This is a genomic window from Dyella soli, assembly GCF_054482295.1.
The window spans coordinates 369,096-387,062 of record NZ_JBTFFU010000001.1 but is presented as its reverse complement, the minus strand read 5'-3'; the positions used below and the strand labels follow the sequence as shown (position 1 = coordinate 387,062).

The following is a 17,967-nucleotide window of genomic DNA, read 5'->3' as shown; positions in this document are numbered from 1 at the left end:
GCATCGACATGGGCGGCTACACGCTGATCGAAAACGCCTCGCTGGCGAATCGCAACACGCTGCGCGTGGATGCGCGCGCGACCCTGCTGGCCGAGGTGCGCGAAGCCTCCAGGCTGCCCGAGCTGCTGGATTTCCCCGTCGTGCGCGGCAGCCGCCTGCTGGTGCTCGGCGAAGGCAGCAACATGCTGTTCACCGGCGACTTCCACGGCACCGTGCTGGCCATGGCCACGCGCGGCGTACAGGTGGAACAGGACGGCGACACCGCACGCATCGCGGTGGCCGCAGGCGAGCGCTGGGACGATTTCGTGCGCTGGACCCTTGGCCAGGGCTTTGCGGGACTGGAAAACCTGATCCTGATTCCCGGCACGGTGGGTGCGGCTCCGATCCAGAACATCGGCGCCTATGGCACCGAGGTGGCCGAGTTCATCGAAAGCGTGGAGGCATGGGACACGCGCGAACGCCGCGTCGCCATCCTCGATCGCGCGGCCTGCGCATTTGCCTATCGTGACTCCGTGTTCAAGCGCGAACCGGGCCGCTTCATCGTCACGGCCGTACGCTTTGCCCTGCCCCGCTCGCGTGAACTGCGCCTGGACTACGCCGGCATTCGCGAGGAACTCGACCGCATGGGCGTGGCCAAGCCCGCGCCGTTCCACGTGGCCGAAGCGGTGGTGCACCTGCGCACGAGGAAACTGCCCGACCCGGCCGTGATCGGCAACGCGGGCAGCTTCTTCAAGAACCCCATGGTCGACGCCGCCACCGGTGAGGCGCTCAAGCGCGAACACCCCGAGTTGGTGGCATGGGTCGGCGGCGACGGTCGCTGGAAGCTATCTGCCGCGTGGCTGATCGAAACGAGCGGCTTCAAGGGCATGCGTGAGGGAGATGCGGGCATTTCCAATCGCCACGCGCTGGTACTTGTCAACCATGGCCATGCGAATGGCGCACAGTTGTGGGATTTTGCGCAGCGCGTGATCGAGGGCGTGAGAGCCAGGTTTGGTGTGACACTGGACCCGGAGCCAGTTGTGATCTGAGCCTTCCGCTTACCGCGGCGTCATCCCTGCCTTCGCAGGGATGACGAGCAAAAAACGGCTTCCATGTGCGTTCGGGGCAGCACCAGAATGGACGCCCATTGGCGCGTTTCAGGCTTCGCCACGAGCCATCGCCCCTCAAGCCACCCGCTTGCGCTCCAGATTCGGCAGGAACGCCGTGATCACGCCGATCAACGGCAAGTACGCACACAGCCCATAGACGTACTCGATACCTCGTGCATCGGCGACATGCCCCAGCACGGCCGCGCCAACGCCGCCCATGCCGAAGGCAAAGCCGAAGAACAGCCCCGAGATCATGCCCACCCGCCCCGGGATCAGCTCCTGCGCGTAGACCAGGATGGCCGAAAAGGCCGAGGCCAGCACCAGGCCGATGACCACCGTGAGTGCACCGGTCCAGAACAGGTTGGCGTGCGGCAGCAACAGCGTGAACGGGGCCACGCCGAGAATCGACGCCCAGATCACCCACTTGCGGCCGATGCGGTCGCCGACCGGGCCGCCGATCAGCGAGCCTGCGGCCACCGCAAACAGGAACACGAACAGGTGCGTCTGCGCGTTCTGCACCGACACGCCGAACTTGTGGATCAGGTAGAACGTGTAATAGCTGCTGATGCTGGCCAGGTAGAAGTACTTGGAAAAAATCAGCAGGCCCAGGATCAGCAGCGACCACGCCACCTGCGTCCGGGTCAGCGGCACCAGCAGCGCATGGTGCGCATGGGTCTTGCTGCGTACCACGTGATGGTCGCGATACCAGCGGCTCACCTGCAGCAACACCACCATGGCCAGCAGCGCCGCCAGCGAAAACCAGGCCACGCTGCCGCGACCGTGCGGCACGATGATCCACGCGGCCAGCAAGGGCCCCAGGGATGAGCCCGCGTTGCCGCCGACCTGGAACAGCGACTGCGCCAGGCCGTGCCGGCCACCCGACGCCATGCGCGCCACGCGCGAGGATTCGGGATGGAACACTGACGATCCCGTGCCGACCAGCGCCGCTGCGAGCAGCAGCACGGCGAAGTTCGGCGCCACGGCCAGCAACAACAGGCCGCACAGCGTGAAACCCATGCCCACCGGCAGCGAATACGGCATGGGCTTGCGGTCGGTGATCATGCCCACCGCCGGCTGCAGCAGCGACGCGGTCAACTGGTAGGTCAGCGTGATCAGGCCGATCTGCGCAAAGCTGAGGTCGAAACCGCTCTTGAGGATTGGATAGATCGCCAGGATCAGCGACTGGATCATGTCGTTGAGCAGATGCGAAAAGCTGATCGCCCCCAGGATGCGGAATTCGGTGGCGGGTGCTGCATGGCTGGCGGCGGGTGCCGCCGGCAAGGGCATGTCGTCAACGCGGGTCTGCATGGAAATTCGAGGCCTCGTAGGTGCGGTCGGGCATCACGGCTTGCGGTGCCAGGGACGCCACCTTAGAGTGGTCGGGGTCGGCCCGCACGCATCAGCGGGTCAATTTCCATTGAATCTGGGCCAAGACTGTGCGCAATACCCGCGCCGACGCCTACGAGAATACGCCGCGCGACGTGATCGCCACCGGCAACGAATACCCGACCCACTACGCGCTGCCGGCCCACTCGCACCGGCGCGGGCAGTTGCTCTACGCGTCCACCGGCGTGCTGACCGCCATCACCAGCGAAGGCAGCTGGGTGGTGCCGCCGCGCCGGGCCCTGTGGATCCCGCCCGGCGTCACCCACGAAGTGCACATGGGCGGGCGGGTGTCCACGCGCAGCGCCTACGTGACGCCCGAGGCAGCCCGCGCTGCCGGGCTGTCCGAGCGCTGCCAGGTCATCGCGGTGTCTCCCCTGCTGCATGAGTTGCTGCTGGAAGCCGTGGACCTTCCCGCCGAATACGATCTCGATGGTCGCGACGGGCGCGTGATGTCGCTGCTGCTCGACGAGATCCGCCGCATGCCGGTGCTGCCGCTGAGTGCCCCGCTGCCGCGGGAGAAGCGCCTGGCCGCACTGTGCCGCGAACTGCTCGTCCACCCTTCGCAGGAAGTGAAGATCGACGACATGGCGGCGCGCGCCGGCATGAGCCGCCGGCACTTCACGCGCACGTTCCGCGAAGACACCGGCATGAGTTTCACCGCGTGGCGCCAGCAGGCGTGCCTGCTCGCCGCGCTCACGCGACTGGGCAACGGGCAGTCCATCACCCAGGTGGCGGTCGATCTTGGCTATGGCAATCCCAGCGCCTTCGCCACCGCGTTCCGGCGCGTGCTGGGGCTCGCGCCCAGCCGCTATCTCGCCACGCCGCCGGCGTGAATGCATGCATCACGATGTCGTGACATGGGTCCAAGCATTGTCATGTGCATGTCAAACAATGCACGCAATATGTCGTTGACGTGACAGTGCCTGAACACGGACTGCACTGCCATGGCTCCGTCTTTGTCGGCGCCGTACTATGTTCCCTCGCGGTCCTGCGCGGCCCTCGCGCGCCCGCCCTTCGAACGGTGATCCGATGAGTACCGATGTCGTACGTCCCAACGAAGTACGCGACAGCGAAGCTCCGCGCGGCACGCTCGCGGAACCGGCGGCCATGGCGACTCCGCTGGCTCCGGTGGCTCCTGACCTGGGCGACGCCAGCCTCTATATCAACCGCGAACTGTCGCAGCTGCAGTTCAATATCCGTGTGCTGGACCAGGCGCTCGACGAGAGCAAGCCGATCCTGGAACGCCTCAAGTTCCTGCTGATCTTTTCCAGCAACATGGACGAATTCTTCGAGATCCGGGTGGCGGGCCTCAAGAGCCAGATCGCGTTCGATCACGAGATCGTCGGACTCGACGGGATTACACCGCGTCGCGCCCTCGCCGAGATCAGCGAGATAACGCACAAGCAGATCGAGCGGCAATACGCGATCCTCAATGACCGCATCCTGCCCGAGCTGGCGCGTCACGGCATACGCATCGTGCGGCGCAACGAGTGGTCGCACAAACAGAAGATGTGGGTGCGTCGCTATTTCCGCCAGGAGGTGGCGCCGCTGATTACCCCGATCGGGCTCGACCCGACCCACCCGTTTCCGCTGCTGGTCAACAAGAGCCTCAACTTCATCGTCCAGCTGGAAGGCGTCGACGCCTTCGGGCGCGATTCGGGCCTGGCCATCGTGCCGGCGCCGCGCGTGCTGCCGCGCCTGATCCGCCTGCCTGACGACGTCAGCGAAGGCGGCGAGAATTTCGTGCTGCTCTCGTCGATCATCCACGCCCATACCGAGGAACTGTTCCCGGGCATGTCCGTGCGGGGCTGCTACCAGTTCCGCCTGACGCGCAACGCCGACCTCACCATCGACCCGGAAGACGTCGAGGACCTCGCCCGCGCATTGCGCGGCGAGCTGTATTCGCGCCGTTTCGGCGACGCCGTCCGGCTGGAGGTCGCCGACAACTGCCCGCCCGAACTCACCGACTACCTGCTGCGCCAGTTTGGCCTCTCCGCCGCCGAGATGTATGAGGTCAACGGCCCGGTCAACCTGGCGCGGCTGTTCGGCCTGGCCAGCAAGACGCGTCGACCGGAGCTGGAATACCCGTCGTTCACGCCGGCGATCCCGAAGGCCCTGAAGAAAGCCGAAGACCTGTTCCAGGTGATCGGTCGCCAGGACGTGCTGTTGCTGCACCCCTATGAATCGTTCGCGCCCGTGGTGGACTTGCTGCACCAGGCGGCCAAGGATCCGAATGTCCTGGCCATCAAGCAGACGCTGTATCGCAGCGGCGCCAATTCCGAGATCGTCGATGCGCTGGTCGACGCGGCGCGCGCCGGCAAGGAAGTGACCGTCGTGATCGAACTGCGCGCGCGCTTCGACGAGGAGTCCAACCTCTCGCTCGCCTCGCGCCTGCAGCAGGCCGGCGCGATGGTGATCTATGGCGTGGTGGGCGTGAAGACGCACGCCAAGCTGATGATGATCCAGCGACGCGAGGGCGAGGAACTGGTGCGCTACGCGCACCTTGGCACCGGCAACTACCACACCGGCAATGCGCGCCTCTACACCGACTACAGCCTGCTCACCTCGGACCAGGCGTTGTGCGAGGACGTGCACAAGCTCTTCAGCCAGCTCACCGGCATGGGCAAGCTGCTGCAGATGAAGAAGCTGCTGCATGCGCCCTTCACGCTGAAGAAGACGCTGCTGGAACTGATCGCCCGCGAGACCGCCCACGCCCATGCGGGACGGCCGGCGCAGATCATCATCAAGGTCAACGCGATCACCGACGCGAAGATGATCCGCGCGCTGTACAAGGCCAGCATCGCCGGCGTGAAGGTGGACCTGATCGTGCGCGGCATGTGCTGCCTGCGCCCGGGCGTCGCCGGGGTTTCGCACAATATCCGCGTGCGCTCGCTGGTCGGCCGCTTCCTGGAACACAGCCGGGTGTACTGGTTCGCCAATAACGGCGACGAGCAGGTCTACCTCGCCAGCGCCGACCTGATGGAACGCAACCTGGATCGCCGCGTGGAAACCGGCTTCCCGGTGGAGGGCAAGAAACTGCATGCCCGCCTGAAGAAGGAGCTGGACATGTACCTGGCCGACAATTCCAACAGCTGGCTGCTGCAGCCGGATGGCACCTACGTGCACATGCATCCGGCGGCCAACAAGGAAGTCCGCAACGTGCAGTCGCAACTGCTCGACAAGCTGTGCGGCTGCGGGGCGGCCAACGACGCCTGAGCCGGCACTGGGCAATGACCCCGGCGGCCTAGCCCTTGCCGTGGGTCTTCACCCACGCGACATAGCGGTCCACGAAACCCTGCAGGAATTTCCGGGTGCCGTCGCTGCCGATCTTGTCATCGGCCTCGAACAGGCCTTCCTTGTGCTGGATGAAGACCTCGGGCTGCCCGAGCGTGGGCACGTCCAGGTAGGCCAGCACGTTGCGCAGCTGCTGCTGCGCCAGGGCGGTGCCGGTGGCACCGACGGAGATGCCGATCACCGCCCCGGGCTTGCCGGCAAAGGAGTTGGCGCCCCACGGTCGCGAGGCGATGTCGATGGCATTCTTCAGCACGCCGGGCAGCGAGCGGTTGTATTCCGGGGTGACAAACAGCAGCGCGTCGGCGCTTTCGATCTCCTGTTTCAGGCGCTTGCCTTCGGCCGGGTAGTCACCGTCGAAGTCCTGGTTGTACAGCGGAAGGTTGTCGATGCGGACGTAGTCGAAGCTGAAGTCGGAGGGCATCAGCTGCTCCACGGCCCGGGCCAGCTGACGGTTGAACGAGCCCTTGCGCAGGCTGCCTACCAGGACGGCGACTCGGATCTTGCTCATGCCTGTGTGCTCCTTCGGCGGGGAGGGAAACCACGAAACCTGTCCCCCGGAGCATGCCAGCGGGGGCGGTGAACCGCTCGTGATCGCCCTTTCCGGCGCCTCTGGACGCCTTGTGGCATGCTTCGTGCCTAGCCTTCTATACCTTTTGACGTAAAGAAGCCGGGGTGGCGATCCATGCATGATGGCGCGTCCCGGTCCGCAAGGACGAAGCCACCCCAGGCGCCGCCGGTGCGCGCGGGGAAACACGACCAGGGATGACCGGTAAGCCGGGGTCGTACGCACTGCCTTCAACAGGGAGGGGAGTGCCGGAACAGGGGACGGTGCATGGTCGGGCAGATCGCGTCACCAGCGAGGCGGTACCGATGGCGGATGCTGTGCATCCTCGCCATGGTGCTGTTCGCCGCGATCGCCCGCGCCAATACCCCGATGACCGGCGCCTCCCGTGACGTACGGCCGGGCGATACGCCACAGGGCGTGCTGGAGGAGTTTCGCCGTGGCGAGATGGCGAGCTTCGATCCGAACCTGCTGCAACGCTTCTCGCGCCAGGGACTGGGCACGTGGGTGATCCTGCAGCCACAGCCGCCGCTGGTGAGCGAAGAGCGCGTGCTGTCGATCTACCCTCCCCCGCTGGCAGCGGTGACCATGGTCGACCAGCACGGCGCGGCCCTCACCATGTCGCTGGACGACTTCACCGAAATCGCCCATGGCAATGGCCGCCTCGCCTACCGGCTTACCGAAGCCACGCCGGCCTCCGATCCCATCCTGCTCAAATTTGAACCTTCGTCGGGGCGTGCCACGCCGGTGAGCTTCCAGCTGCAGTCGTGGAGCGAATACCTGCAGAAGGACGCCCGCTGGCTGGTGTTCGCCAGCGCCTGCTTCGCGGTCATGCTGGCGATGTCGCTGATGGCGCTGTGCCTGGCGATGATGCTGCGCGATGCGACGTTCGCCTGGTATGCGGGCTACGTGCTCTGCTACGCCCTGATCCAGAGCATCCAGACCGGCTACCTGTTCCATCCGCTGGAAATGACTTCGCTGAGCGGCACGGCGGCCGTGGTCAGCTCGTCCTCGGTGGCGCTGTCGGTGGCGTTCGCGGCGATGTTCATGGCGCGCTTCTGCGAGCTCCAGCGCTATGCGCGCCTGCTGCACACGCCGACCCTCGCCCTTGCCGTGGGCATGCCGCTGGTGGTGTTGCTGCGCAGCTGCCAGATCCCCCTGTTGCAACAGATGGCCCAGGTGCTGATCGGGCCGCTGCTGATCCTGGGCACGGTGCTGCTGTTGCTGGCCGCCGTGGCGGCCGCCGTGCGCGGCGCGCGCCCCGCGTGGTTCTTCCTGGTCGGCTGGACCCCGCTGCTGGCGCTGACGGCACTCTCGAGCAGCCAGGGCAACGGCATGCTGGCCGACGTGATCTGGCTCAGCGATGCCTGCCTTGCCGCGGGCGCGTTCGAGGCCGTGGTGCTGTCGCTGGGCCTGGCCGACCGCGCCCTCATCATGCGGCGCGACCGCGACGTGGTGCAGGGGCTGGCGGACAACGACGCCCTCACCAATGTACTGAATCGTCGTGCATGGACCGAAAGTGTCAGCAAGCTGCTCGCCAGCGGCACCATGCAGCCGGTGGCGCTACTGTTCCTCGACCTCGACCATTTCAAGTTGCTCAATGACCGGCAGGGACACGCCGCCGGTGACCGGGCGCTGGTGGCCGTGGCCGAGGCGCTGCGCCACGAGCTGCGCCCGCACGACCTGCTGGGGCGCTACGGCGGCGAGGAGTTCGTGGCCATGCTGTACGGCGTCGAGCAGGGCCAGGCGATGCAGGTAGCCACGCGGCTCTGTCGCCGCGTGCATCGCCTGGACATTCCGGTCAATGACGATGGCCTGGTGCTGAGCGTGAGCATCGGCATCGCCATGCGCCTGCCCGACGACAGCGTGGAAGCCCTGATCGAGCGCTCCGACCATGCCATGTATCGCGCCAAGCTGGCGGGCCGAAATCGGGCCAGGCTGGACGAAAAGCTGGAGACGCCGATGCGCCGCGGCTGGCCGCGCGCGGTGGAAGGCGACCGCCACGCCTGAACCGGCGTGGCATCATGGCGGCCCCCAGGGATCCGCCCGATGTCCAAAGCCTCCGCACCCGCCGACCTGTTTGCCCCTGCACCGTCCCAAGGCCCTGCCTCGCGCATACGCGTGGGCATCGGCGGCTGGAATTTTGCACCGTGGCGCAACAACTTTTATCCCGCGGGCCTGGTGCAGCGGCGCGAGCTGGAGTTCGCCAGCCGCCAGCTGCGTGCCATCGAAATCAATGGCACGTTCTACGGCGCACAGAAGCCGGCCACTTATGCCCGTTGGGCAGCCGAGGCGCCGGACGGCTTCGTGTTCTCGCTCAAGGCCCCGCGCTACATCACCGAAGGCAAGCGCCTGGCCGATAGCGCCCGCGGCATCCACGGCTTCGTGTCCGGCGGGCTGGCGGAATTCGGCCATCGCCTTGGGCCGGTGCTGTGGCAGTTGCCGCCATCGCGCCCGTTCGATGCGGATGATCTCGCCGCCTTCCTCGGCCACCTGCCGCGCGAGCTCAACGGCCAGCCGATGCGACACGTGCTGGAAGTGCGCCACCCGAGTTTCCTGGACCCGCGCTATGTCGAACTGGCACGGGCCCGGTGCATCCCCACGGTATTCACCGATTCACCGCAGTATCCGTCGCTGGCCGACCTCACCGGTGACTTCGCCTATGCGCGCCTGATGCGCAGCGAGTCGCATGTCGACACCGGCTACGCAAGCGCCGACCTCGATGCCTGGACGGCGCGGGCACGGACCTGGGCCAATGGTGGCGACCCGGCCGAACTGCCGCACGTAGCACCCCCGTTGGCGCCACAGGCAGCCCGCGACGTCTTCGTCTATTTCATCAGCAGCGCGAAGGAGCGCAACCCGGCCGCGGCGATGGCGCTGCAGCACCGGGTCGACGCCGCGGGCTGACCGCCTCCGGGGTGAGTGCCTGCGCGCGGCGGAAGCTCTACACTCGCGCCACTCCGTCCGGACGTCCATCCATGCGCGTACTCAAGCCCCTGATCCTGCTGGCCGTGATGGCGGTGGCCGCGCTGCTGTGGAACCAGCGCGCCCCCGAGCCGTCACCCGTGGGTGCCGGTGGCCCGCAGCCCCATGCCACCGTGCCGGCGCCGGGCAGCAGGCTGCCGCCTTTCCTGCCGGCGGAAGCAGCCGACACGCTGGCGCGCATTGCCCATGGTGGTCCGTTCGAGCACCGGCAGGACGGCGTGGTATTCAACAACCGCGAAGGCCGGCTGCCCGCGATGCCGGAGGGCTACTACCACGAGTACACGGTGGAAACCCCGGGCCTCGACTATCGCGGCGCGCGACGCATCATCACTGGCGGCACGCCACCGCGCGTCTACTACTACACCGAAGACCACTACCGCACGTTTCGCCAGTTCGAGGTAAACCCATGAATGCGCAATTCGATCTCGATTTTGGCGATCCGTCGCATGGCGGCATCTTCTTCGTCACTTCCGACGACCTCGATCCGCTGGCGGACGCCGCCGGCATGCAGGGTCTGCGGGTCTGCCGGGTCAGCCTCGCCGACTACCCCGATCGCGAGGCGCTGTTCGACCGCCTGGTCGCCGCACTGCGCCTGCCCGCGGATTTCGGCCGCAATTGGGACGCACTGTCCGACAGCCTGCGCGACCTCTCCTGGCTGAAGGCACCGGGCATCATCCTGCTGTTCGATCACGCGCAGGACATGCGCGACAGCAACGAGGACGACTTCGATACCCTGCTGGACATCCTCGAGGAAGCCGTGGACTACTGGCAGGACGCCGAATCGCCCTTCTTCACCTTCTTCGCGCTGCCCGAAAGCGCCTTCGACGACACCGACGCCTGACTGCCCATGCACGAACTCGAATTTGAACTGGATCGCGACTACGTCGAACTCAACCAGCTGCTCAAGCTGGTTGGCCTGTGCGACAGCGGCGGCGCGGGCAAGGCCATCGTGGCCAGCGGCGCGGTATCCGTCGACGGCGCGCAGGAACTGCGCAAGACCTGCAAGATCCACGCGGGCCAGGTCGTACAGGTGGAAGACATCGTCATCCACGTGCACGCCGCGGAATGAACCACGGCAAGCGACGCTAGGCGGGCCGCGGCAACGCCGCCAGCCGGCGATCGAGCTCCGCCCCGGCGGGAAGCCGGATGCCGAATTCCTCCTGCAGCACCGCCTTGATCTCGGCCGTCGACGCCAGCGTGCGCCGCACCGATTCGCCGCCCAGCGGATGCACGGCGAACTCCCGGTTGCGCAGGCCGAGGCGACGGCCGGGCAAGGTGCGCGCGACGATCAGTCCCTGGGTGAAATGCGAACCGGGATAGGTCGAGGAGTAGTGGTTCGCCACCTGGTAGTCGATCAGGGGCCGCGGCTGCAGGTCGAAGTGATAGAGCGTGCGCCACTCGCCACGGACCAGGGCCTGCATGCGCCAGTCGCCGCCGTGGTTGAGCAGCCGGAACGGCTCGTGCGCCGTGGCCTGCTCGACCTGCGGCTGCAGGCGTAGCGCGCCGCTGAGCGCCATGCTCCCGAAGCCCACGTCGGCGAGCCAGCTGGCGCCATCCAGCTCCACCCGCAGCAGCATGTGGGTCTGGGGCGCGATGGTGTCCTCCGGCTGCATCCACAACACGCGTGCGATCAGGCCGGATACCTCGAAACCGATCGCCTTCAGTACCTCCATCAGCAGCCGGTTCTGCTCGAAGCAATAGCCACCTCGCCGTTGATCGACGAGCTTCCGCTCGATGGCTTCCGGTTCCACTGAAACGGTCACGCCCAGCAACGGGTCCAGGTTCTCGAACGGAATGGCTGCGACATGGGCGGTGGCAATCGCACGGAGGGTGGCCAGGTCGGCGGCCAGCGGACCGTCATGGCCAATGCGCTGCAGATACGCGTTCAGGTCGACGACGTGAGCCATGGATACACCCGCGGGGACGTGGAGGCGCACCATAGCACCGCGGCGCCGCCGATTCAGGGCGCCGCTGGCCGCAGCGGCGGGACCCAGGTAACCGGGTCGGGCCCGGCGACGAATAGACGATTGAAAGGCGGTTGCGCGAGCGTCCGCCGATGCCTCCCCGGCCAGCCAGCCTGCCGGGGTGCCTGATCCCGTCGCCGATGGAGCTTCCCCCATGAGCATCCGCCGTTTCAGACCCTTCTCCCTGCTTGCCGGCCTGGTGTTCGTGGCCGGCCTCGGCGCCTGCAGCCTGGCCGCAGCGGGCAGCGACGCCACCACCCTGCCCGACCCCAGCGTGGATGTCGCCGCGGCCCCGGGCGATCAGGTCGCCGTGCTGGCGGGCGGCTGCTTCTGGGGCCTGCAGGCGGTGTTCGAGCACGTGAAGGGCGTGAAGAAGGTCTGGGCCGGCTATTCCGGCGGCGCGGCCAATACAGCCGAATACGAGCGCGTGAGCGACGGCGACACCGGCCATGCCGAGTCCGTGAAGATCCTCTATGACCCTGCCAGGGTGAGCTATGGCCAGCTGCTGAAGGTGTTCTTCTCGGTCGCCACCGACCCGACCCAGCTCAACCGTCAGGGCCCGGACACCGGAACGCAATACCGCTCGGTGATCTTCTACGGCAACGACGAGCAGAAGCGAGTCGCCACGGCTTACATCGCGCAGCTCACCGCCGCCAGGTCATTCAACGATCCGATCGTCACGCAGGTGGTTCCGCTGAAGGCGTTCTACGTGGCCGAGCCCTATCACCAGGACTATGCGCAGCGGCACCCGAACGAGCCGTATATCGTGTTCAACGATGCCCCGAAGGTGGTCCACCTCAAGCAGCTGTTCCCGTCGCTGTACCAGCCGGACCAGATGGTGGTGGACGTGCAGCTGCACTGAGCCCGCGATCACCTCAGATCGATTCGGGCGGCACCAGTCGCAGGTGCGCGCCGACGTGGCGGCGGCCGGAACCCAGCAGCTGCAGTATTTCCTGCGGCTCGACCGGGCGGGAGTAAAGGAAGCCCTGCCCTTCGTTGCAGCCGGCGCGCACGAGGAAGCGATGCTGCTCTTCCGTCTCGATGCCCTCGGCAATCGGGCTGATGCCGAGGTTGCGGCATAGCGTGAGCATGGCCTCGACGATGGCCGCGTCGCTGCCGTCGTCAGGCAGGCCCGCCACGAAGCTCTGGTCGATCTTCAGATAGGCAATCGCGCGCAGCTTGAGGTAGCTCATCGACGAATAGCCGGTACCGAAGTCGTCGATGGCCACGCCGACACCCAACGCATGCAGGGCATGCAGGGTGCGTTCCATCTCCTCGCCCAGGCGCAGGATCGCACCCTCGGTGATTTCCAGCATCAGGCGCTCGGGCGCCAGCCGGCGCGACTCCAGCAACGCGCGGATGTCGTCCACGAAATTGGCCTGCCCGAACCAGTGTGCGGAGACATTGACCGCCATGCGCAACGGCGGCGCCCCCGCCCTGTCCCACAGGTGCATCTGGGTGCAGGCCGCTGCCAGCACCCACTGGTCGATACGCCGGATCAGGCCCAGCTTCTCGGCCATGGGAATGAACTCGCCGGGCTGGATTTCCCCGCGCTGGGGATGGCGCCAGCGCAACAGCGCCTCCACCGCCACGATGCGACCGCTGCGCAATTCCACCGTCGGCTGGTAGACCATGTGGAACTCGTTGTCGGCCAGTGCCTTGCGCAGCTCCGACGCCAGCGCAATGCGCCGCCGCGCATCGGCCTGCATGCGCGGCGAGTAGAAGCGGAAGGCGTTGCGCTCTTCGGTCTTCGCCGCGTACATGGCCGCATCGGCGTTGGTGATCAGGGTGGGCACGTCCACGCCGTCGAGCGGATAGCAGGCAATGCCGATGCTGGCGCTGAGCGCCACTTCGTAGTCGCCCACCACCACGGGAGCGGCCAGCGTGGTGAGCAGTCGCCCGGCCAGCGCGCTGGCCTGTTCGCGCGAATACAGCCGGCGCAACAGCACCGTGAACTCGTCGCCGCCGATGCGTCCCGCCAGGCCGTCGTCGCCCAGTTCATAGGCGATGCGTTCGGCCACCTTGACCAGCAGGTGATCGCCGATGGCGTGGGTATAGCTGTCGTTGACGGCCTTGAACGCGTCCAGGTCGATGAACATCACGGCGACCATGCCGCGCTCGCGCTCGGCCTCGGCCACGGCCTGCACGCAGCGACGCTCGAATTCGGCGCGGTTGGCCAGGCCCGTCAGCGGATCATGCGCCGCCATGTATTGCAGCCGCTGCTCGTTCGCCTTCGACGCGCTGATGTTGTTGATGACGGCGACGTAATGCTGCACGCGGCCTTCCTGGTCGCGGATGGCGCTGATGCTTAGCCACTCCGGATAGGCCATGCCGTCCAGCCGGCGGCTGCGCACCTCACTGACCCAGTTGCCGTCGATGTCGATGGTTTCCCATACCGAGGCCGGCAGCGGCGAGCCGTCAGGCAGGCTGCGCAAGTCATCGAAGCGCACGCCCTGCAGGGCCTGCGCGGTGAATCCGGTCATGCGGATGTGGGCGGCATTGACCCGCGTCACGCGCCGCTCGGCGTCGGTGATGATCACGCCTTCGGCAATGCCGGCCAGCGCCTCGGACGCGATGCGCCGCTGCTGCTCCAGGTTCACGCGCTCGGTGACGTCGCGCAGGATCGACTGGCGCACCGTCCTGCTGCCCCACTGCGCCACGCTGCTGCGCATTTCCACCGGACGCAGGCGCCCGCCGCGGCCGCGCAGCTCGCCTGTGATGGCGCCGTCGGCGCGATGCAGCAGCGGCACGAACAGGCTCGACAACGCCATGCCAAGCAGGGCGTGCGACTCCAGCCCGGTCCATTCCAGTGCCGTGCGATTGGCGCCCAGGATGCTGCCATTCGCATCGTCGACCATCACGATGGCATCGGCTGCGCTGTCGAACAGCAGGCTGTAGCGATCCTCGGTGCCACGAATGCGCGACAGCGCGCGTCGCGCCATGCTGAGCCAGAGCAGCGACGCCAGGCACGCGGCGAAGAACACGGCGGCAAACAGCAAGCCGCCAAGCCAGATCGCACCCTGCGCCACCTCAAGCGAAAACCGCTTGGTCAGCGGTTCCATTTGATCGTTGAGGGCGTTGATGCTCGCCAGCTTGCGCGCGATATCGCCCGGATCGGGCGGGCCCTGCGCGTAGGCCTGCTGCAACCCGGCGGCGATGTCGGCCAGCTGCCGTAGCGGGCGATCCGTTGCGCGCCATGCTTCGACGGCATCGCCCATGTGCCGCACGCCGGTGCAGCAGCGAAGCATGAAGATCATGCCCGGCTTGGCGGAAGGCAGGATATTTCCGCGCTCGAATGCGCGGTCCACCGCGGCGTGGTCGAAGTGCCCGGACGCGATGGCATCGCGCGCCCAGCCATCGGACACGAGCAGGTCGTAGTTGGACTGGAAGCTGGCCAGGCGACGGTTGTCGCCGGTCTGCGCGTAGGTGGAGAGGTCGATGACGGCCTGTTTCTGCGCCTTGCTCCAGACACTCTCGCCGTTGAGGAAGCCGGCGAGAGTGACCTGGACCTGGAGCGTGCCCCAGGTCAGCACCAGGATCAGACCAATGACGGCCACCAGCCCGTAGGCCAATGGCCGCAAGCGTCGCGACAGCGGTGTCTGAGAGGTGCTACGGATGGACTCCATGGCGTCCCTTTTACACGACCGCCGCATAAGCTACATCCGCATCCTCGTACTGTCGACGACCCGGCCATGGTCTTCAGGCCGCCTGCTCCTCGACCTCTTCGACCAACGGACGCGCCAGGCAGCGCTCGAGCCCGTAATGCAGGCTCGTATAGCTGCGCACGATGCACTCACGCAGGTGCTCCACCGCCTCGGCCGGCGGCCGCGTGCCCATGAGCGTGCAGACGATCTCCAGCGCCTCCCAGGGATGGGTATCGTCATAGGCCGCATGCAACTGTAGCCAGCGCAGCGTGGCCTTGCGGCCGGTGGCCGGCAGGCTCTCGGCATAAGCGAGGCTGTCGAACACCTTCTGCGACCATTCGCCGGTCACCCCCTCGATGGCGTAGTTGGTGGCGGCGATGCCGGCGGCCAGCGAGTCGCCACCGCAGACCTCGTGGCACCAGTCCGCCGCTGCCTGGGTGCCGCGCGGCGGCAGGCCATCCAGGACGGACTCGCGCGACACGCCCGCGCCTTCGGCCCAGTCCAGCCAGTATTCGGCATGGTTCTGCTCGACGCGGATATTGCGCACCAGCCAGCGCCGGGCGAGGTTGTCGCCTGGGCTGCGCCCGTACTGCGTCTTCAACAGGTTCAGCGCCATGAAGGAGGGAAAGCGCTCGATCAGCGACCAGGTGCCGACCATGAAATGGCGCATGGTCGCCGGGTCGATGCGCCCCTCGCGCATCTGGTCCCACATCACGTGGTCGCGCACGCTCCGGCGGGCGGGTTCGCAGGCGGCCACCATGTCCTGCGCCCATTGCGGGTAGCTGGTGAGCTCGGTCAGCGAGCCGGTGCGTTCAAATTGAGCATTCATGCAGTTCTCCAGTCTTGGCAAAGGAAAACCGCCGACCCCTTGCCGGCGGCCCGGCGCGTGGCGCCGGAGCCGCATAGTGGTCATGCCCTGGCTGCGTTGCGAACACCCATGCTGCCAGTGAACTGGAGAATTACGTTCTAACTTATTGATATTACGTGATTACACAAATGAAAGACGTGTCTGTCTCTGGGCCGGGACTGTCCCGCCAGGACAACACGCTGACGCCAAAAAGCCGCCGCGCGCCAGTAAATTGACGCGCAGCAGCCAGGTGGCAAGGGCTTGCCGTCGAGCGACCGGCGGCCGGGCCACCGGCCGCCGCGTCCCTCGCCCGGTGCTCAGCACACCGCGGCGAGCACCATGACGACACCTGCCAGCGATGCCGCCCAGACCAGTGTGCGCACGTAGGGAATGCCGATCGCATAGATCGGCAGGTAGGCCAGGCGCGCCCAGAAATAGATCTGCGCACCGAGCGCCGACATCGCGTTGCCGCGTTGCGCCAGCACCACCGACAACACGGCGGCAGCGAAGAACACGAAGGTTTCGAGGAAGTTGCGGCTGGCGCGATCCGTGCGCGCCGCGACGCCAACCAGGGGCTGTGGGTTCTCGCGGTTGCCCGCATGCCATGCCAGACCACGTTGCATGGTGGAAAACGTCGCCGCCACCAGCACATGCAGCAGCCCCAGCACGATCGACCAGACCAGCATCTTCAGCTCGACGGACATGTGACACCTCGCTTCGGGAAGTGTCCTCATCATGCCCCGGTATCGACGCAGCGCCAACGTGCCCCGCCCCGGACCGCCCTGCCGCAACGCCAGGTGGGCGCGCGCACCGTCGACTGCAACGGGAAGCGTGGCTGCCCGGACCATGGGCAAGACTCCGCGTGTGGGGTCAACAACGCGAATGCCGGCTCGGGGCCAGCGAGGCTAGGCCCGGCTCGCCGGCTTGCGCCTGGCCGCGCGGGCACGCGATGCGGACTGCACGCGATGCGCGTTGATGATGGCGGCGATCAGGCCCGGAAAGCGCTGCTCGAGTTCGCCGCAACGCGAGCTGTTGTGCATCTCCACGCCACGGCGTTCGCTGCGGATCAGGCCCGCCTCGCGCAGGGCGCGGAAATGCTGTGAAAGCGTAGACTTCGGAATGTTGCGGTCGCTGACCTGCAGGAAACTGGAACACGAGTGGGCACCGCCCGAACCGGCCAGTTCCACGTAAATCGCCACGCGGACAGGATCGGACAGCGCGTGCAGGATGCCCTCCACGGTAACGTCGTCGATCGATGGGTGAGTCAGGGGTCGCATGGCCGCATTTTAGCAGCTCTTGATAAATAGTTCTAAAGTTCATATGTTACGAACTATTGGATTCAAGAACTCGATCGTCCCTCCCCCACTAGCGGAAATCGCCATGAGCAAGCTCAAAGGTAAAGTCGCCCTCGTCACCGGTGCCTCCAAGGGCATCGGCGCCGCCATCGCCAGGTCACTGGCCGCCGAAGGCGCGTCCGTGGTCGTGAACTACGCTTCCAGCAAGGCCGGCGCCGACGCGGTCGTCGCCGACATCACCAGGAACGGCGGCAAGGCAGTCGCTGCCGGTGGCGACGTTTCAAAGGCCGCCGATGCGAAGGCCATCGTCGATGCGGCGATCAAGCAGTTCGGCCGCCTCGACGTGCTGGTGAACAACTCCGGCGTGTATGAATTCGGTGCCCTCGACGACATCACCGAAGAGCACTTCCACAAGCAGTTCAACGTCAATGTGCTCGGCCTGCTGCTGGTCACGCAGGCCGCCGCCAGGCATCTTGGCGAAGGGTCCAGCGTCATCAACATCGGTTCGCTGGTCACCCGCATCGTGCCGGCCACCAGCGCGGTGTATACGGGCACCAAGGGCGCGGTCGACGCCATCACCGGCGTACTCTCGCAGGAGCTTGGCCCGCGCAAGATCCGCGTCAATGCGGTGAACCCGGGCATGGTGGAAACGGAAGGCACCCATTCGGCGGGCTTCATCGGCTCCGACTTCGAGGCTCACGCCGTGTCGACCACGCCGCTCGGTCGCATCGGCCAGCCGAACGACATCGCGTCGATCGTGACCTTTCTCGCTTCCGATGACTCCTACTGGCTGACCGGCGAGCATCTGTTCGCAGGCGGCGGGTTGCGCTGATTCGATCAGGTGATGCAAGGGTGCATGCCGCAACGGCATGCACCCCACCGGCGATGCCACGGCGTGGCCC

The 17,967-nt window shown here is 66.6% G+C and carries 17 protein-coding genes; 10 read left to right on the top strand and 7 right to left on the bottom strand.

Going from position 1 to position 17,967, the window contains the following annotated elements:
- Positions 1 to 8 precede the first annotated feature (8 nt).
- Positions 9 to 1,028: a UDP-N-acetylmuramate dehydrogenase gene (gene murB, locus ACXU4B_RS01815; protein ID WP_131410246.1), complete on the top strand. Its 1,020-nt coding sequence runs from the start codon at positions 9 to 11 to the stop codon at positions 1,026 to 1,028.
- Positions 1,029 to 1,163: 135 nt separating this feature from the next.
- Here the strand turns inward: murB and ACXU4B_RS01810 are convergent, their stop codons facing one another.
- Positions 1,164 to 2,396, bottom strand: a complete 1,233-nt coding sequence (locus ACXU4B_RS01810) for an MFS transporter (protein WP_131407216.1) — start codon at positions 2,394 to 2,396, stop codon at positions 1,164 to 1,166.
- Positions 2,397 to 2,524: 128 nt separating this feature from the next.
- Here ACXU4B_RS01810 and ACXU4B_RS01805 point away from each other — a divergent pair, with 128 nt between their 5' ends.
- Together ACXU4B_RS01805 and ppk1 are read left to right on the top strand one after the other, a co-directional pair.
- A complete protein-coding gene (locus ACXU4B_RS01805; RefSeq protein ID WP_131407214.1) occupies positions 2,525 to 3,307 on the top strand; it encodes an AraC family transcriptional regulator in 783 nt (260 codons plus the stop codon).
- Between the two features lie 274 nt (positions 3,308 to 3,581).
- Positions 3,582 to 5,690: a polyphosphate kinase 1 gene (gene ppk1 / locus ACXU4B_RS01800; protein ID WP_425481401.1), complete on the top strand. Its 2,109-nt coding sequence runs from the start codon at positions 3,582 to 3,584 to the stop codon at positions 5,688 to 5,690.
- Between the two features lie 28 nt (positions 5,691 to 5,718).
- Here the strand turns inward: ppk1 and ACXU4B_RS01795 are convergent, their stop codons facing one another.
- Complete coding sequence (locus tag ACXU4B_RS01795) at positions 5,719 to 6,276, bottom strand: NADPH-dependent FMN reductase (RefSeq protein ID WP_131407210.1); 558 nt, start codon at positions 6,274 to 6,276, stop codon at positions 5,719 to 5,721.
- 369 nt (positions 6,277 to 6,645) lie between these two features.
- Here ACXU4B_RS01795 and ACXU4B_RS01790 point away from each other — a divergent pair, with 369 nt between their 5' ends.
- The 5 genes from ACXU4B_RS01790 (at position 6,646) to ACXU4B_RS01770 (ending at position 10,384) form a co-directional block, all read left to right on the top strand.
- Positions 6,646 to 8,340 carry a GGDEF domain-containing protein gene (locus ACXU4B_RS01790; protein WP_240733985.1) on the top strand — a complete coding sequence of 565 codons (1,695 nt, stop codon included), beginning with the start codon at positions 6,646 to 6,648 and terminating at the stop codon, positions 8,338 to 8,340.
- Positions 8,341 to 8,379: 39 nt separating this feature from the next.
- On the top strand, positions 8,380 to 9,237 hold the full coding sequence (locus tag ACXU4B_RS01785; protein ID WP_131407206.1) for a DUF72 domain-containing protein: 858 nt from the start codon (positions 8,380 to 8,382) through the stop codon (positions 9,235 to 9,237).
- Positions 9,238 to 9,308: 71 nt separating this feature from the next.
- Positions 9,309 to 9,725, top strand: a complete 417-nt coding sequence (locus ACXU4B_RS01780) for a guanyl-specific ribonuclease (protein WP_131407204.1) — start codon at positions 9,309 to 9,311, stop codon at positions 9,723 to 9,725.
- The gene (locus tag ACXU4B_RS01775) at positions 9,722 to 10,156 is read left to right on the top strand and encodes a barstar family protein (protein ID WP_131407202.1); all 435 of its coding nucleotides are present in this window, start codon (positions 9,722 to 9,724) and stop codon (positions 10,154 to 10,156) included. Before ACXU4B_RS01780 ends, ACXU4B_RS01775 begins: the two co-directional genes overlap by 4 nt.
- Before the next feature lie 6 nt (positions 10,157 to 10,162).
- A complete protein-coding gene (locus ACXU4B_RS01770) occupies positions 10,163 to 10,384 on the top strand; it encodes an RNA-binding S4 domain-containing protein (protein WP_131407200.1) in 222 nt (73 codons plus the stop codon).
- A gap of 16 nt (positions 10,385 to 10,400) precedes the next feature.
- On the opposite strand, the gene ACXU4B_RS01765 is transcribed toward ACXU4B_RS01770, so the two are convergent.
- Positions 10,401 to 11,222, bottom strand: a complete 822-nt coding sequence (locus ACXU4B_RS01765; RefSeq protein ID WP_131407198.1) for an arylamine N-acetyltransferase family protein — start codon at positions 11,220 to 11,222, stop codon at positions 10,401 to 10,403.
- 211 nt (positions 11,223 to 11,433) lie between these two features.
- Between ACXU4B_RS01765 and msrA the strand changes: the two genes are divergently transcribed.
- A complete protein-coding gene (msrA, locus tag ACXU4B_RS01760; protein WP_131407196.1) occupies positions 11,434 to 12,141 on the top strand; it encodes a peptide-methionine (S)-S-oxide reductase MsrA in 708 nt (235 codons plus the stop codon).
- A gap of 13 nt (positions 12,142 to 12,154) precedes the next feature.
- Here msrA and ACXU4B_RS01755 read toward each other — a convergent pair whose 3' ends face one another.
- The 4 genes from ACXU4B_RS01755 to ACXU4B_RS01740 all read right to left on the bottom strand — a co-directional run bounded on the left by ACXU4B_RS01755 (position 12,155) and on the right by ACXU4B_RS01740 (position 17,047).
- Complete coding sequence (locus tag ACXU4B_RS01755) at positions 12,155 to 14,905, bottom strand: putative bifunctional diguanylate cyclase/phosphodiesterase (protein WP_165583119.1); 2,751 nt, start codon at positions 14,903 to 14,905, stop codon at positions 12,155 to 12,157.
- 73 nt (positions 14,906 to 14,978) lie between these two features.
- Positions 14,979 to 15,752 (bottom strand): TenA family transcriptional regulator, encoded by a 774-nt coding sequence (locus ACXU4B_RS01750; protein WP_131407194.1) that lies wholly within the window; start codon positions 15,750 to 15,752, stop codon positions 14,979 to 14,981.
- Positions 15,753 to 16,087: 335 nt separating this feature from the next.
- Positions 16,088 to 16,474 (bottom strand): MAPEG family protein, encoded by a 387-nt coding sequence (locus ACXU4B_RS01745; RefSeq protein WP_131407192.1) that lies wholly within the window; start codon positions 16,472 to 16,474, stop codon positions 16,088 to 16,090.
- A 201-nt stretch (positions 16,475 to 16,675) separates the two neighbouring features.
- Positions 16,676 to 17,047, bottom strand: a complete 372-nt coding sequence (locus ACXU4B_RS01740; protein ID WP_131407190.1) for an ArsR/SmtB family transcription factor — start codon at positions 17,045 to 17,047, stop codon at positions 16,676 to 16,678.
- A gap of 103 nt (positions 17,048 to 17,150) precedes the next feature.
- On the opposite strand from ACXU4B_RS01740, the gene ACXU4B_RS01735 reads away from it, so the two are divergent.
- Positions 17,151 to 17,897, top strand: a complete 747-nt coding sequence (locus tag ACXU4B_RS01735) for a glucose 1-dehydrogenase (protein WP_131407188.1) — start codon at positions 17,151 to 17,153, stop codon at positions 17,895 to 17,897.
- Positions 17,898 to 17,967 lie beyond the last annotated feature (70 nt).

What these genes read in the sequence shown, in the direction of transcription:
- murB (WP_131410246.1), top strand. Translation starts at nt 9, where the DNA reads ATGGGCGGCTACACGCTGATCGAAAACGCCTCGCTGGCGAATCGCAAC.
- ACXU4B_RS01810 (WP_131407216.1), bottom strand. Translation starts at nt 2,396, where the DNA reads ATGCAGACCCGCGTTGACGACATGCCCTTGCCGGCGGCACCCGCCGCC.
- ppk1 (WP_425481401.1), top strand. Translation starts at nt 3,582, where the DNA reads ATGGCGACTCCGCTGGCTCCGGTGGCTCCTGACCTGGGCGACGCCAGC.
- ACXU4B_RS01795 (WP_131407210.1), bottom strand. Translation starts at nt 6,276, where the DNA reads ATGAGCAAGATCCGAGTCGCCGTCCTGGTAGGCAGCCTGCGCAAGGGC.
- ACXU4B_RS01790 (WP_240733985.1), top strand. Translation starts at nt 6,646, where the DNA reads ATGCTGTGCATCCTCGCCATGGTGCTGTTCGCCGCGATCGCCCGCGCC.
- ACXU4B_RS01785 (WP_131407206.1), top strand. Translation starts at nt 8,380, where the DNA reads ATGTCCAAAGCCTCCGCACCCGCCGACCTGTTTGCCCCTGCACCGTCC.
- ACXU4B_RS01780 (WP_131407204.1), top strand. Translation starts at nt 9,309, where the DNA reads ATGCGCGTACTCAAGCCCCTGATCCTGCTGGCCGTGATGGCGGTGGCC.
- ACXU4B_RS01775 (WP_131407202.1), top strand. Translation starts at nt 9,722, where the DNA reads ATGAATGCGCAATTCGATCTCGATTTTGGCGATCCGTCGCATGGCGGC.
- ACXU4B_RS01770 (WP_131407200.1), top strand. Translation starts at nt 10,163, where the DNA reads ATGCACGAACTCGAATTTGAACTGGATCGCGACTACGTCGAACTCAAC.
- ACXU4B_RS01765 (WP_131407198.1), bottom strand. Translation starts at nt 11,222, where the DNA reads ATGGCTCACGTCGTCGACCTGAACGCGTATCTGCAGCGCATTGGCCAT.
- msrA (WP_131407196.1), top strand. Translation starts at nt 11,434, where the DNA reads ATGAGCATCCGCCGTTTCAGACCCTTCTCCCTGCTTGCCGGCCTGGTG.
- ACXU4B_RS01755 (WP_165583119.1), bottom strand. Translation starts at nt 14,905, where the DNA reads ATGGAGTCCATCCGTAGCACCTCTCAGACACCGCTGTCGCGACGCTTG.
- ACXU4B_RS01750 (WP_131407194.1), bottom strand. Translation starts at nt 15,752, where the DNA reads ATGAATGCTCAATTTGAACGCACCGGCTCGCTGACCGAGCTCACCAGC.
- ACXU4B_RS01745 (WP_131407192.1), bottom strand. Translation starts at nt 16,474, where the DNA reads ATGTCCGTCGAGCTGAAGATGCTGGTCTGGTCGATCGTGCTGGGGCTG.
- ACXU4B_RS01740 (WP_131407190.1), bottom strand. Translation starts at nt 17,047, where the DNA reads ATGCGACCCCTGACTCACCCATCGATCGACGACGTTACCGTGGAGGGC.
- ACXU4B_RS01735 (WP_131407188.1), top strand. Translation starts at nt 17,151, where the DNA reads ATGAGCAAGCTCAAAGGTAAAGTCGCCCTCGTCACCGGTGCCTCCAAG.